Here is a 15,130-nt window from a genome sequence, read left to right on the forward strand (position 1 = left end):
TAAAGTTTATGATAAGATGGTTGAAGCGGAGGAAGATGTTTTAGCTTATAGGCACTTTCCAAAAGTTCATCATCGGAAAATTTATTCCAATAATCCTTTGGAAAGACTCAACAGAGAAATTAGGCGCAGGACGAATGTTATTGGAATCTTTCCTAACGATGCTTCAGTTCTGCGTTTAATCGGAGAAGTTCTCCACCAGATCGATGAAGATTGGTTGGTTCAACAAAGTTATATGGGTCTTGCTTCTATGCAGCCTCTTATGACTGAATCCGAGTCTGACAATGACTCAATCTAATTTTACACCACTTGACGGGACGTTATCATTTAATCCTTCCCGTATGCGTGTAATAGGCGAAATTGCCACTAAGCTTTCGGATAGACTAAAAACAAAGTGTCCATGTTGTAATAATCCTGGTTGGGGTAAAATCAAATATGAAAAAGGCCTGATCTGTGGATGCTGTGGTTCAGAAACAGAATTAGTAAAATCAGAAATTTTTGGTTGCGTTAAGTGTGCTTATGAAGAAAATAGAGAGCGTACAGACGGTAAAAAAGAAGCAGATCCAGGAAGCTGTCAATATTGCAACCCATAGTGTGTACTATAATGCAAATAAAAATCATTAAATCTGATCAAATAGATGAAACCGGTATACGTCCATAAGAGTGGGGTAAAATAGCAAAATTGGAGAAAGTAAGGTACAGGTCTAAAGGCAAACCAAAACCCTGGAAAGCACGCAAATACTGGGGTTTTGAGGTCATCTGAAGCTATCGCAAAAAAACGTGAGAAAAGTTCTCTATAAAAAATCTGGAGGAGAGGATGGGATTCGAACCCACGATACGCTACTAACGTATACACGATTTCCAATCGTGCGCCTTCAACCACTCGGCCACCTCTCCTTGGAACGTCTGCACTGTACTCGAAACAATCTTTTTCCGCAATAAAATTTCTCCTCTTGCAACAGCAAATTTTTAAGAAAAAAAAAGAAAGATTATTCTTCTTCATTTTCCCAAAGATCTCCCCATTCTTTTGCTTTAGCTTCTTTATAAAGTCGAGGTGTTTTTTTTGAAATTGTAATTCGCTCTTCCCCTTTTTGTGAACATCCATCAAAAATGATATGTCCTGTCCTTTTGAGGGGGTTCTTTAAAATACGGCTTTCTAAAGAATTTCTTTCAACTGGCTTTTTTTGAACAATAAGATAGGCATATTTTTCATCTTCATAAGAAAGAGAAGCTGATTTTAAACGTTTATGAAGATGCGAGCGCTTAAGCCGAACACTAAAATGACACCAATCTTTGGTATTCTCCAACGGGCATCTATTTTGATGAGGACAAGGAGCACAAAAAAATCCACCTTGTTCTTTAAAAAAATGGCGCGCTCGTAGAATATTTAAAAAACCATTTGGCGTTCCTGGTTCTATTATCATCAAAACATCACGTGTCTTTTTCCAAGCCTTTTCCAAAAGGTTTGGCTGCTCTTTTTCAGAAATTTCCGAAAGAACATACGAAAGATTTACAAGATCAAAGTATTCTTCATTTTCTGTTAAAGAAAGATTGATGATATTTTTCTCAAGAACCTCAACATTTTGAAGAGATTTAAAAGAAGTTTCTCCTTCTTTTAAAAAAAGTTTCAAAAAATCCAAAAAGGACGCGTTTCCTTCCCAAAGGACCCCCCGTTCAAATTTTGGAAAATACTCTAAAAAAGCCCATAAAAAGCTTCCTGGACCTGATCCGATATCTAAAAAAGAATTGGGAGAAAATTTTGAGTTTTGTTGTCGAAGCCGTCTTAATACATCTTTTATGGCCGCTATTGTTGCTGGCATTCGCCCAAGGGCATAAACAAAAGCTTCTTCCTTTTTAAAAGAAAGAGAGGCTCCTTCTCGAGATGCCTCACTTTGATATCTTAAAGAAATTTTCTCAAAAATATCTGAAGAAACAGGAAAAGAAGCCTCCGAAAAAACTTTTTCAAAAAAAGAAGGCAATCCATAATAAAAAAATGAATTCACGTTTAATCACGCTCATTAAGCCAAGCCATTTGAATAGCTTCTAAGATTTTTTCATTACAGCGATTCGGGTTATCCTCAAAGCCCGGTATTTCTTGAACCCATTGCCAAAGATCTGTAAACCGAATCTCTAAAATATTCACCTCAGGATGAATTTCTTCCAAAGCAATGGCAATCTCATAAACATCGGTCCAACTTATTGTTTTCATTCCTAAATCATCATATTTCGACTAGCTGCTGGAACTGTTACAGTTAAACCATCAAGTTCATCCGTTATAATAAGCTGACATCCAAGACGCGATGTTGGCGTTAAACCAAAAGCAAGATCCAGCATGTCTTCTTCATCTTCAGAGGCTTCTGGAAGCTTTTTATACCAATCAGGATCAACCACCACATGACAGGTTGAACAAGCAAGCGAACCTTCACAAGCACCTTCCAAAGGAATATCATTCGCATGTGCAATCTCTAAAACTGAAAGACCCAAGGGAGCTTCCACATATTTTTCACTCCCATCAGCGTATTTAAAAATCAATTTAGGCATCCTTAAAATCCTTTTTCTATGCGTTATCTTTAATTCTTATCTTTTACAAGTCCCTGCTCCCTAAATCTCTCCTCAAAATAACTTCCAGCTGTATGGATTGGAGAAAGGCGAACATCCTTATTGGGCTGAAAAAAAAGAGGAAGAGAATAGCGCGCCTCATTTTTTTGAACTTCCGGGTTAACAACACGATGTGTTGTCGAAGTATAATAGTTTTGTGTCGTATGGGCAAGCATATCCCCTACATTAATAACAATCATGCCTGGATCCCCTGGAACTGGATGCCAATTTCCTTTAGAGTCCTTGATTTCAAGACCAGGCGCTGTTGCAAAAGGAAGAACTGTCATTAAATTAATATCTTCATGGGGCGCTGCACGAACAGAACCTTCCTCCTCATCTCCTTGAAGAGGAGGATAATGAAGAATCCTTAAAAGTGTTAAGGTACTTTCCTCAGCCATCTGCTTTAAAGGCATTGATAAATTTTTAGAAATTTTCTCAGGCAATCCATTTTCTGCCCATTTTAAAAGTTCATGCGCAAGCTGAGTGACTTCTTGAAAATACGCTTTCGTCATTTGAGCTTGCATCTCAGGTGCTTTCTTATGCGGCGCAAAATGAAAAAATTCCTTTAAATCTTGAACAGAATATCCTTTGGCGTTTTCAGCTTTAAAGGGAAAATAACCTGTTTGTGCTCCTGTTTCGCGCGCATCAAATAAATAGGAATTCTTTTCATCCAGAGGAAGTGCAAAAAAATCTTTCCAAGTTTCATATGTCTTATCAATCAAATCTCTTGAAATTGGATGATCTTTAAGCACAACGAAACCTGTGTTTTTTAAAGATTTTACAAAATCTTGCTCTGCACCCTTTGAAAGATAACTTACAACATCAACATCCATCTTTATATTTCTCTCACCCTCTAAAAAATTCAACAACTCATTATTTTCTTTATAAAATCTAAAAATTTAAAAAAACAATCACAGATATGTAGATTCAACAAAATAAACCCTTTTCTGAGAATTGCTCTAAAAATAGTTTGTTTTCTAGATTTTTTTTCAAAGAAAACTTATTTTGGCATACTGAGCTTATAATGAAGTGTCTCTATAAAAGCAACAAACAAGCGATTGACACGCTCCGGTAAAGTTTCCGCAACACATGAGTCTTTCCTACTTACGTGGGTTCTAAGAACAGCAAGTGCAACCTCTGAAAGCCCTTTGGTTTTTTTAACCTTCGTTGATGGATTCTCTAATTTATCAATTTCAATTGCAAGACTCCAGGCTCCTGATGCCAATTTTAGAAATACTTCATTTGGATAAAACCCCTTAAAGAAGAAAGTCACTTCTGTTAAAAAATCTTGTGTTGAGAGTTTCTCCTTAGAACCATTTTTTCTTGCAAGATTAAAGAAAGGAACATTTCCAAAATAGCTCTTAATTTCAGCGATGACCTGCTCAACCGAAAGAAAAGCATCTATAAGCCCCAAATTCTCTGATATGCAAATGAGCTTAGGAAGATATGTTATATAAGGGTCAACCAGATGTATATCATATTCTCGTCCAAACTCTCTAAACTTCATGCATAGAGGAGTGATAACTTTTTCATGTAAAAGATTGATTTCTATTCCTCTAACGGCGAGATCTCGAGCTATCTCCCGGCCAGCTTGAATATAATTGTCAGGTGTCAAATCTGATAATTTATAACAAGAAACCGCGGAAGGCGCATACGCGGGTTCTTCCGTGGAAGAATGCTGTTCTTCTGTAAGCACGAAGGCTGAAAAAAACCTATTTATCGACGCAGGATCCTCTTTTGCAGCCTCAAGTGCCACCCCAAAGGCTTCTATAAATTCTCCTAATTTTTGAGCTTCGTCACTTGATGTTATTGAAGCATAGGAACACTTGGAAGCTCTTGTCGCATCTTGCTGAGAAGAAACGGGCAAAATCTCCTTTTTCTGTTCTAGTCCCAAATCCCTAAGCTTGAGTAACAAAGGTTTATAAAAATTTAATGTACTTGTTTGAGAGCTTGAAAAACAACGACTTAGTTCCTTATATATATCCGCAGCTTCTGGGTTTTCTTGAGTAAATTCACGCACTTTTGCTCTACAATATAATTGTGCTCCATCGAAATCAGGATTATTATCTAATAAGTAATCTTCTAATCCATATGCATGAGAAAAGATTAAACATCCCAAAAGAAGATAAGCACTAAATTCTTTAAACATTATATGACCTTATATGAAACATTCAGAATGACTCAAGCTATAAAAAAAGATAATTAAAGAGATGATTTGCATATGGCAAGAAAAAAATTAAAATTCCTTTACCCATACTTCTCAATATTTTGACTTTATAATTTTTTCTTACTCTTTATATCAATGACGTCTGGAAGAGCTTATTTTTTGAATCCAACTCTTTTAAATTAAGATAGCTTTTTCATCAAAAGCGCTTTATACTTTACTTCCCCAAAAATAGAGGTGTGTCATGACTAAAAAATCTTTTCTTCGTATTCAAGGAGCGCGTGAGCACAATCTTAAGAATATTAGTATTGATATTCCAAAAAATGAACTCGTTGTAATTACTGGGCTCAGCGGATCAGGGAAATCTTCCCTCGCTTTTGACACACTTTATGCTGAGGGACAACGCCGCTATGTAGAAAGCCTCTCTGCTTATGCAAGGCAGTTTTTAGAATTGATGCAAAAACCAGATGTAGATGCCATCGAAGGCCTTTCTCCTGCAATATCCATTGAACAAAAAACAACGTCAAACAATCCGCGTTCGACTGTTGGAACTGTTACAGAAATATATGATTATTTAAGGCTTCTTTTTGCGCGTATCGGTGTCCCCTATTCGCCTGCAACGAATCTTCCGATTGAAAGCCAAACAATTGATCAAATGATTGATTTGATTATTAAAGGATATAAAGATCAAAAAATTTTACTTCTTGCTCCTGTTATTCGCGGTCGAAAAGGAGAATATAAAAAAGAATTAACAGATTTTAGAAAAAAAGGATTTGGTCGCGTTAAAATTGATGGCACTCTTTATGAAATTGAAAATGTCCCAAATCTTTCTAAAAATCAAAAACATGATATTTCAATTGTCGTCGATCGAGTTATTGTGACAGAAGGCATTGAGCGTCGTCTTGCAGATACGATTGAAACAATCCTAGAACTTTCAGACGGGCTTCTCATTGTTGAAAATGCAGACACCGGAGCAACCCAACTTTTCTCATCTCAATTTTCTTGCCCCGTATCGGGGTTTACACTGGAAGAAATTGAACCGCGCCTTTTTTCTTTCAACAATCCTTATGGAGCTTGCTCGGCCTGTGACGGCCTGGGTGTTAAACTTGATATGGACCCTCATCTTGTTGTTCCCAATCGAGGGCTCTCCCTCATGGAAGGTGCTATTGCACCTTGGTCACATGCTTTTAGTGATTATTATGTTCAAACTTTAGAAAGTCTTGCACGCCATTATAAATTTAAAATGACAACTGCTTTTGCCTTTCTTCCAGAACATGTTCAAAATATCCTTCTTTATGGGAGTGGAAAAGAAAAAATTTCTTTCCATTATCGTGAAAATTTTAAAAAATATTCCCTCTCAAAGCCTTTTGAAGGCGTTATCCCAAATTTAACCCGTCGATTTATTGAAACTGAAAGCAGCAGTATTCGAGAAGACATCGCACGCTATCAATCCACCCATCCTTGTGAAGCATGTCAAGGATATCGCCTCAAGCCAGAAGCTCTTTGCGTAAAACTAAAAGGACTTCATATTGGACAAATAACGGCTTTCTCTATCCAAGAAACGCTTGCATGGATAACAGATTTATCTCAAGAGCTTTCGGGGCAAAAACAAGCCATTGGCGCACGTATTTTAAAAGAAATATATGATCGATTAGGGTTCTTAGTAAGTGTGGGACTTGGATACCTCTCTCTTTCGAGAACATCCGGAACATTATCGGGAGGAGAAGGTCAACGTATTCGACTTGCTTCCCAAATTGGCTCAGGACTTACCGGTGTTCTTTATGTTTTAGATGAGCCTTCCATTGGCCTTCATCAGCGTGACAATGCAAAACTTTTGACAACTTTAAAACGCCTCAGAGATCTTGGAAATTCGGTTCTTGTTGTTGAACATGATGAAGATGCCATGAGAGAAGCCGACTATCTTATTGATATGGGACCTGGTGCGGGTGTTCATGGTGGAGAAATTATGGCTGCAGGCACTCCTAAAGAAGTCATTAATAATCCCAAGAGCTTAACAGGTCAATATCTTAAGGGACACAAATCTATTCCTCTTCCAAATGAACGTCGCACAGCCAAAAAGGATCAATGGATTTCTCTTAAAAAAGCCTCCGGAAATAACCTTAAAAATGTAAGCATAGATATTCCTCTTGGGACACTTACGTGTCTGACCGGGGTCTCAGGCTCTGGAAAATCTACTTTAATTATTGAAACACTCTATAAATCTCTTGCACGTATTCTTGGATCTTCAACAGATATCCCTCTGCCTTATGAAAAAATTGAAGGTCTCGAATTTATTGATAAAGTCATTGACATTGATCAATCTCCCATTGGAAGAACACCAAGATCTAATCCTGCAACTTACACAGGTGCTTTTACGCCTATTCGTGAATGGTTTGCACAGCTTCCTGAAGCAAAAGCACGCGGGTATAAAGCTGGCCGATTTTCTTTTAATGTCAAAGGAGGACGCTGCGAAGCCTGTGAAGGTGAAGGTCTGATTAAGATCGAAATGCACTTTCTTCCGGATGTTTATGTTACATGTGATCAGTGTAAAGGCAAACGGTATAATCGTGATACGCTTGATATCCATTATAAAGGAAAGTCTATTGCTGATATTCTTGCCATGACGGTTGAAGAAGCAGCTGATTTCTTTAGCGCTCACCCAAGTCTTAAAGATAAATTTGAGATTCTTAAAAAAGTAGGGCTTGGCTATATTCATCTCGGTCAATCTGCCACCACGCTTTCTGGAGGGGAAGCGCAACGCATTAAACTTTCAAAAGAGCTTTCAAGAAGATCAACAGGACAAACCATTTACATTCTTGATGAGCCAACAACTGGCTTACATTTTGAAGATGTTCGAAAGCTTTTGGATGTTCTCAATGCCCTTGTTAATCAAGGAAATACCGTCCTTGTTATTGAGCACAATCTTGAAGTTATTAAAACAGCTGACTGGATATTAGATATGGGACCAGAAGGCGGAAATGACGGAGGGTATCTTGTTGCTTTTGGAACCCCTGAAACTGTTGCTAAGAATCCAAAAAGTCATACAGGACATTATCTCAAGCCTTATCTTAAAAAAATATTTCCTTAAATAAAAAAGAGTCATAAGAAGCTTTTCAGATTATTTCCTTATGGTTTTTTCTATTATTTATATGTATTTACTAGATTTTTTTGTTTTTTGGTTGAAAAGACTCCTTTTCGGGTATATATATATTTTAGATGTTGGTTTGTATTTGAGAAGTAAATTTAATAAATTTGTATCAGACAGGTTGATTTATACTTTTTGAAAAGGATTTTTTTATGACTTTTAGAAATTTATTTGCATTCTTAATGTTTTTTATATGTCTCCCTTTTACAGGATACAGTATGCCTCCTTTAGAAGAACTGGAGAAAGCCCGTGCTGACATTCCTGCAAGCATGGCTCGGCTTTTAAGTCTTCGTACAATGAAAGCGGAAGCTCCGACTCCTCACAAGCAATTTATTCTTACAGGTGCAGAGGAAGTCGCAGGAATTATGGAATTCTTACCCGGGCAAGAATCTGAAAATGCTGTTTTCCGCCTGTCTATGCGTGGCATTTGTCCCTCTCAATGGTTAGAAGCTCTTGCACTCGAAAAGACAGTCCAATCAATCCCTTCTCCTGAAGGCAACGTAAGAGTGCGGGCTCATAATGGAATTTTTAATCTTTATAAAAATCTTTTCAAAATCCGAGACGAAGAGGGAAGACAACAGAGTAGCATAAGCGCGTTCATTGAAGATTTAACACTCACAGACGCTCTTAATGACCTATCGACACTACGCATTCAAATTGAAGGAGATTTTGTTGGCGGGTGCTTAGGACAACTTGCGGCTCTGCATCTTAAAACTTTTATGGGCGACTATGGCGTTTCTTCTCCGCACATTCGTATTTTGACCTATGGCTCACCGACCTTATTTAATGCAGAAGGAGCCGATTTTTATAATAACACGATGGGTCAACAAAATAGCCTTCACTTAAATTTCCGAGGAATGCATGATCCTATTGTTCATAATCCACTTTCTACCCTTCGCACAATCGTTCAATCTCCTAGGATTGTTGATGTCTTGAACCAGATGAACAGGCTTGATTTCAAAATCAGCCTTGCTCTTCCAATACTACAAGCATTTGTTGTTTCTTTTCCAGCTGATGTGGTTGTTCCAGATGTGAAAGCTAATAGCTTAGCAACCACTCTTCTTAGAATTCCGAGTATTAGACATACCCCCGAAGGGCATATTGGCATTCAGATTGCTGTTCCATCTTTCGAAGAGTCCCCCATTCCTGCCCTTCTTGAAAATATAGACTTGAAAAAACTTTCCCCGCTCTCCAAAGCAGTTGGAAAATTTAGTGATTTAGGAAAGTTTTATATGGGAGCTTCCTCTTCAGGAGAGTATGATTCTCGTACAGAAGAAGCACTGCAGGCATTTATTTTGAGTGTTGCTTCCCAGGCACCTGCGCAAAGCTAGGAATAACTATCAAAGAAATCAGAAATAGATTTTGATTAAAAATGTGTGTTCCTTTTATTGGAAAGAAAACCAAAAGGAACACACCTTAACCCTGTTGGGAAGAGGGCAAATAAAAAAATTCAAGTTCAGTTTTTTGAAATCTTAAATTCAACTTTTATGAATTTTTCTCTAAAACACCCTCTCTTTATACTTTTAAAAAAGTATTTGCTCTTTTTTTCTTGTTCTCTTTCAATATCTGGTAGGTTTAAGAAACATCTTAAATAGAAAGAAATACCAACGTCATTTTCCTTTTTTTAAATTCATATTGACGGCTTCTGAATCAGAAAACTTTCCCTGAAAAACTTTCTTTAAAAGATGATTTCGCTGAAGTATAAAAGCATCAACCTTATTTTTATGTCCTTTTAAAGCACATTCAAAGTCATCAAAATTTAAGGTGTTTTCTTGTTTTTTAGTCCATCTAAGGGAAGTTTTTATTGTCATTTATATTCTCCAACTGTTTTGCTAACGAGCAATTTTACTCTCTTTTTTTTAAAAGGTCTTGAGAAATCTTTGCATCTTTTAAAGAATCAGAAAATCACGTCTTCTGGTCAAAAATTTTCTTTCAATTTTCCTGCTTTGAACGAATTAAGTATTCTAAAAGCATACGTGGGCTTAAAGGAGGCGTCTCAGCTAATCCTTGATGATAAAAAACAGTTGATGGCGTTAAAGCAGGCAAGGAATTTGCTTCAATAACAATAAGCTCACCTGTTTCACGATTCGCAAAACAGTCTATTCGGGCATAATTTTTAATTCCAAGAGCTTGTGCAACTTTTTCAATTCTTTCTTTAATCTGAGCTAAAAAAACATTGGAAATTAAAAATGCGGGAGGAGGTGTAATATTGACGCCCGTTCCCCCTTGGAACTTCTCTTCAACATTCAACACATGACTTTCTGAAACCGTTAAACTTGGGTTCATAGCATGATAAATCCCTTTATGCTCTAAAACCCCCGCTGTAATTTCTAACCAGCCAGTCACGGGTGTATGAAAAACGTGATTATCTTTTAAAGTTAAAATATCTGTCGTAATAAAAGGCTCTAAAATATATTCACTTTGAGCAGCTCCCGGATTTAATTCAATGATTGTCTTTTGACCAGAAAAAGTTTCTTGAGGAAAGGCAGACACCCCTTTGCGAACCAATATGAGGTATTTTTCAAGTTCTTCAGCTGTCTCAAGCCGCACAACACCAGCAGAGCACCCATCATCTTTTGGTTTAATGATTAAAGAGGATGTTGACCATTGATCCAATAAATTTTGCCAAAAAATTTCATAATCTGTGCGTGTAAAGTTCTCAAAATTTTGAAGACTTATAATTTTCTTTGGAAGAGACTTTATAAAATCATGTCCCATTTTTTCAATAGAAAGACCTGTCATATATTTATCCATACAAAGCTGAGAAGCTTCAGGACCTGAGCCATTATAAAAGAGCTTTGCATCTTCTAAGAGCTCTTGATAGGTTCCATCCTCTCCGCTGCCACCATGCAAGCCTAGGAAGATAAAAGCTTTTTCATGAGAAGCGTCTTCTATAAATCGAGAGAATGTCAACTTTTCAGGAACCTCTTGCATGAAAGAGGCTCCTTCAATATTAAGACCCAGACGTTTTCGAATGGGTGTCACAAACTGGTCAAGTCTTTCGGTCATAGCATGGGAAGTCAAACAATTTTCATAGATTTCTTCCGCAGTATGATGCAAACAATAAACATAAGGAATTTTCCAAATATGCCCTTTAAAATCCAGAAAAAAAGGCTGCGGATCATAAAATTCAGATTTCATAAGCTTAAGCCAAACATTCGTTCCACTCATAACTGATACTTGACGTTCAGCTGTATTTCCTCCAAAAACAACCCAAACAGGATGCCGATTTAAACTTTGTTTTTCTTTTAAAAGGGGTATTTCAAGACCATATCTTTGACAAGCATTTTTTACAATATAAGTTAAAACTTCTTGATGTTTCATGCCAACGTAAGCTGCTTGTAAGAATAAAAAGCTATTTTGCTCCATGCCACTAATTGGATTAAAATCAGTAAAAACAATGTCTCCATTTTCTAAAAACCACCCATCCATTCGTACAAAGTCCCGAAGACCAAATAATGTAAAAAGATCTTGAGCTTTTTTTTGAATATCTTTAACGATCTCATCTCCAAAGGAAGGGGGGCAGAGCCATTTGGTGTTGCTGGTGGGAAGATATTTGCGCCGATAATCGAAAATCTGTCCATTTTCATATGAAATCTGAATTTCATTAGGAATGAGAGAGACCGCTTCTCCTTGAGGATTTTGGAGTACAACAATTGTAAACTCTTTTCCTTTACAAAAAGACTCTAAAAGTGCTTCCTGATTTAAAGGATGCTCAAAGATAGAAAGCATCTGTTTAAAAGCATCTTCAGGTGTTAAAACCGACGATACCCCAATAGAGGATCCCCCTGCAACGGGCTTTACAACACCACGCGTCAAGCGATGCTCTTCAAAAAAATTCTGAATCTTTTTAATGTTATCTGGATCCTTTTTTTTCAATAAACATGAAGGCAATGATTTAAACCCATTTTCCTTTAAGAAAAAGGCCGCGTTATGTTTATGAAACATCATCTGACACATTTGAGAAGAAGGTCCCACAAAAGGAATTTGATGCTTTTCTAAAAAAGCTTGGAGTTCTCCATCTTCTCCATAAGCTCCATGGATTGCTGGAAAAACGATATCAATATTTTTAAGGGCACTAATAAGAGCATCACCTTCTAAAATTTGTCCGATATCTTTAAGTTTAAAATCAAAGTCTGCTGGCGTATTTGAATATAAATGAAAGGGAGAAATTGTATACCATTCCTTTGATTGGGTTACATAAAATACAGAAATCTCAATGGATCGAGAAGAAAGATGATCCAAAAGAGACCGCGCTGAATTTAAAGAAATACCACGCTCTAAAGACGGCCCGCCACAAATCAAAGCCAATTTCAGGGGATTAAAAGAAGAAGTATATTGAGACATAAACCCTCAAATGTTAAAAATTGAACCTTTGGAGTGTATCGAGTCATCCCCTTTAAAACAATGGGAAAATATTTTAAAAATCGAAAAAACTTATTTTTCTTTTCAAGACGATATACGCCCCTCGTTTGTCATTATTTTTTTATTTTAGAAAAAGACTCAGTTTTTTCAAACCTTAAAGCAAGAGGCTAAGAGAAATAGTTTTCTCTACCATGCCGGTAATACAGACCCCTTAAATGTTTTTTCAATGAAGTCTTTTAAAAATTGACTTTGGTAAAGTTGAATAAACTTTTTAATCTCTTCTCTCTCTTTATCTTTTGTACGCACCACAATAAGGTTAGCATAAGGAGAATCTTTATCTTCTGTTAAAAGAGCAGTTTGGGGATCCATGCCTGCAAGTGTAATCCAATCTGTGTTGGTAATTCCATAATCTACATCTTCTAAAGTTCTTGGAATTTGAGGCGCTTCAAGTTCGACAATTTTAAGGTTTTTAGGATTAGATGTAATATCTAAAACAGAAGGATTTTCAAGAGGCTTTAAATCAATAAGCTGAGCTTTTTTAAGTAAAAGAAGGGCTCGCCCTCCATTGGTAGGGTCATTCGGAATAGAAATTTTTGCACCTTCTTGAATATCTTTCAAATCTTTATGTTTTAGAGAATATATTCCCATAGGCAAAATAATAGTTTTGGCAAGAGACACTAATTTATACCCTCTCGTTTTAACTTGTTCTTCTAAAAATGGCTGATGTTGATAAGAATTTATATCGATATCGCCCGCTTCTAATGCCGCATTAGGAAGAATAAAATCATTGAATTCAACAATTTTAATCTCAAGGCCCTCCTTCTGAGCGAGTTTTTTAATTTCTTCTAAAATCAGAGCATGCGGCCCAGCAGTTACACCTACTTTTAAAGCGTCGGCATGAATGCTTTTTTCTGTCCCTAAAAAGAAGCTGATACACCAAAAGAGAAAATATATACTATATTTCATATCTTACATTTCTTTCTATTTACGCAAATAAGTAGAAATTGCATTTCCACCCCATTGCAAAGTTTGAACCAAACAAATTAAAATTAAAACAATAATTCCTAAGATTTCCAAATTATACCGTTGGTACCCATATCGGATGGCCACATCGCCAAGTCCTCCCCCTCCTACAGCACCCGCCATTGCTGAAAATCCAACAAGATTAATGATCACGAAAGTAATCCCTGAGACAATCGTTGGAAGTGCTTCAGGAATAAGCATTTTCCAAATTACTTGTGTCTCTGTTGCTCCCATAGACAACCCTGTTTCTATAAGTCCAAATGATACTGTTTTTAAGGCATCTTCCACAACTTTTGCAACCAATAAAATTGCTGAAATTCCTAAAGGAACAATAGCAGCATAAATTCCAATAGATGACCCCACAAGAATTTGACTCATAGGAATCAATAAAACCATAAGAATAATATAAGGAATAGATCGGACAGCATTGATAAGCAGACAAAGCAGTTGATATAAAGGTGCGCAAGGATTCATGCCTTGGGGACTGCTATTGAATAAAAGAACCGCCAAGGGAATTCCAAAAATCCCGCCTATCAAAATAGAACAAAAAACCATAAAGATTGTCTCAAAAAAAGCACCTATTACTAATTCTGTCATGTTTTTCCTTTCAAATACCCAAGCAGTTCAGGCTGGACTCTCTGTTTTTGAAGAAATGCAATAACCTCAGGGTATTTAGCCTTATGATAAGGAAATGTTATAAGAAGAGTTCCCAAAGTTGACTCCCGGAAATGGTCTAAAGACCCTGCGATAATGTTAATAGAAATTCCAAATTCCCTCACTACTTCAGATATAACAGGATTTTGAGAACTATCGCTTGCAAAAATCAACCGCACAAGTGCATCACACCCTTTTTGAGGAACTTCGATCATTCTGTCTTTAAGAACACTAGGAATATCTCTCTCAATACTTGTACGAATAAGGGATTTTGTGACAATTTGTTGTGGCGCATAAAAAATATCTTCTACACGTCCTGCTTCTATACATTTTCCCTTATCTATCACATACACAAAATCACAAATTTCACGAATTACCATCATATCATGGGTTACAATGATAATGGTAACGTCGAGTGTTTTATTAAGTTCCCCCAAAAGACCAAGTGTTTCAAGAGTTGTTTCTGGATCAAGCGCTGATGTAAACTCATCACATAGTAAAATGTTTCCCTGCCCAATAAGAGCACGGGCAATTGCAACACGTTGTTTTTGGCCGCCGCTTAAATTTGCAGGGTAAACATTTCTTTTTTCATTTAAAGCTAAAAGAGTAAGCGCAGCATTCACCTTCTTTGTAATTTCTGCTTTAGAAATATTCATAAATTCAAGAGGCAAGGCTATATTTTCCTCTACAGTTCGATTTCTTAAAAGATTAATCGACTGAAACACCATTCCCATCTTTTGTCGAAGGCTTCTAAGAGTTGCACCTGTTGCTTGAAAACATTCTTTACCTTCAATTTTAAAAGACCCCTTATCAGGTTTTTCAAGAAAATTCATACATCTTAAAAGTGTTGTTTTTCCAGCTCCGCTCTTGCCAATAATACCTGTAATTGAGCCTTTTGGGATTGACATTGTAATATCTACAAGAATAGGAGTCGCTCCAAAACTTTTTGAAAGTTCTTGAATCTCTATAATTTTTTCTGCATGTCGAAAATTGGTACTCATACCCTATCTTTCTTTCAAAAAATTATTTAAATTTATAGCATTTCAGGCTGTATATTTCTACAAAAGATTCTTGTTTTTTATTTTTTGAGCTTGGGATAAATAATTATCCGCCTTCACCTTTATTTACTATTAGATCTGCTGCGTAAGTCTTGAAAAGAGATAAGACATTGAAATTTTTGGAGA

The 15,130-nt window shown here is 36.6% G+C and carries 14 protein-coding genes and 1 tRNA gene; 4 read left to right on the forward strand and 11 right to left on the reverse strand.

What is annotated here, in order from left to right; genetic code table 11:
* A partial coding sequence (locus JSS34_06545) for a transposase (GenBank protein ID MBS0185980.1) occupies positions 1–295 on the forward strand: 295 nt, incomplete at its 5' end.
* On the forward strand, positions 282–590 hold the full coding sequence (locus JSS34_06550; GenBank protein ID MBS0185981.1) for a hypothetical protein: 309 nt from the start codon (positions 282–284) through the stop codon (positions 588–590). The genes JSS34_06545 and JSS34_06550, both read left to right, overlap by 14 nt.
* A gap of 213 nt (positions 591–803) precedes the next feature.
* On the opposite strand, the gene JSS34_06555 is transcribed toward JSS34_06550, so the two are convergent.
* The 6 genes from JSS34_06555 to JSS34_06580 form a co-directional block, all read right to left on the reverse strand.
* Positions 804–894: transfer RNA gene (locus tag JSS34_06555), tRNA-Ser, on the reverse strand.
* A 92-nt stretch (positions 895–986) separates the two neighbouring features.
* Positions 987–2,000 (reverse strand): hypothetical protein, encoded by a 1,014-nt coding sequence (locus tag JSS34_06560; GenBank protein MBS0185982.1) that lies wholly within the window; start codon positions 1,998–2,000, stop codon positions 987–989.
* Between the two features lie 2 nt (positions 2,001–2,002).
* Positions 2,003–2,197 carry a Fe-S cluster assembly protein IscX gene (iscX, locus tag JSS34_06565; GenBank protein MBS0185983.1) on the reverse strand — a complete coding sequence of 65 codons (195 nt, stop codon included), beginning with the start codon at positions 2,195–2,197 and terminating at the stop codon, positions 2,003–2,005.
* Between the two features lie 11 nt (positions 2,198–2,208).
* Positions 2,209–2,538: a ferredoxin family 2Fe-2S iron-sulfur cluster binding protein gene (locus tag JSS34_06570; protein ID MBS0185984.1), complete on the reverse strand. Its 330-nt coding sequence runs from the start codon at positions 2,536–2,538 to the stop codon at positions 2,209–2,211.
* Positions 2,539–2,567: 29 nt separating this feature from the next.
* Complete coding sequence (locus JSS34_06575) at positions 2,568–3,428, reverse strand: isopenicillin N synthase family oxygenase (GenBank protein ID MBS0185985.1); 861 nt, start codon at positions 3,426–3,428, stop codon at positions 2,568–2,570.
* Positions 3,429–3,595: 167 nt separating this feature from the next.
* Complete coding sequence (locus JSS34_06580) at positions 3,596–4,744, reverse strand: hypothetical protein (protein MBS0185986.1); 1,149 nt, start codon at positions 4,742–4,744, stop codon at positions 3,596–3,598.
* A 259-nt stretch (positions 4,745–5,003) separates the two neighbouring features.
* Between JSS34_06580 and uvrA the strand changes: the two genes are divergently transcribed.
* The gene (gene uvrA, locus JSS34_06585) at positions 5,004–7,847 is read left to right on the forward strand and encodes an excinuclease ABC subunit UvrA (protein MBS0185987.1); all 2,844 of its coding nucleotides are present in this window, start codon (positions 5,004–5,006) and stop codon (positions 7,845–7,847) included.
* A gap of 275 nt (positions 7,848–8,122) precedes the next feature.
* The gene (locus JSS34_06590; protein MBS0185988.1) at positions 8,123–9,235 is read left to right on the forward strand and encodes a hypothetical protein; all 1,113 of its coding nucleotides are present in this window, start codon (positions 8,123–8,125) and stop codon (positions 9,233–9,235) included.
* A 279-nt stretch (positions 9,236–9,514) separates the two neighbouring features.
* Here the strand turns inward: JSS34_06590 and JSS34_06595 are convergent, their stop codons facing one another.
* The 5 genes from JSS34_06595 to JSS34_06615 all read right to left on the reverse strand — a co-directional run bounded on the left by JSS34_06595 (position 9,515) and on the right by JSS34_06615 (position 14,947).
* Complete coding sequence (locus tag JSS34_06595) at positions 9,515–9,715, reverse strand: hypothetical protein (GenBank protein ID MBS0185989.1); 201 nt, start codon at positions 9,713–9,715, stop codon at positions 9,515–9,517.
* Between the two features lie 121 nt (positions 9,716–9,836).
* Positions 9,837–12,251 carry a hypothetical protein gene (locus tag JSS34_06600; GenBank protein ID MBS0185990.1) on the reverse strand — a complete coding sequence of 805 codons (2,415 nt, stop codon included), beginning with the start codon at positions 12,249–12,251 and terminating at the stop codon, positions 9,837–9,839.
* Between the two features lie 204 nt (positions 12,252–12,455).
* Positions 12,456–13,235, reverse strand: a complete 780-nt coding sequence (locus JSS34_06605; protein ID MBS0185991.1) for a MetQ/NlpA family ABC transporter substrate-binding protein — start codon at positions 13,233–13,235, stop codon at positions 12,456–12,458.
* Between the two features lie 15 nt (positions 13,236–13,250).
* A complete protein-coding gene (locus JSS34_06610; GenBank protein MBS0185992.1) occupies positions 13,251–13,889 on the reverse strand; it encodes an ABC transporter permease in 639 nt (212 codons plus the stop codon).
* Positions 13,886–14,947: a methionine ABC transporter ATP-binding protein gene (locus JSS34_06615; GenBank protein MBS0185993.1), complete on the reverse strand. Its 1,062-nt coding sequence runs from the start codon at positions 14,945–14,947 to the stop codon at positions 13,886–13,888. The genes JSS34_06610 and JSS34_06615 overlap by 4 nt, the downstream gene beginning before the upstream one ends.
* Positions 14,948–15,130 lie beyond the last annotated feature (183 nt).

The sequence above is a fragment of the Pseudomonadota bacterium genome (genome assembly GCA_018242545.1).
Classification (GTDB): Bacteria; Pseudomonadota; Alphaproteobacteria; order 16-39-46; family 16-39-46; genus 16-39-46.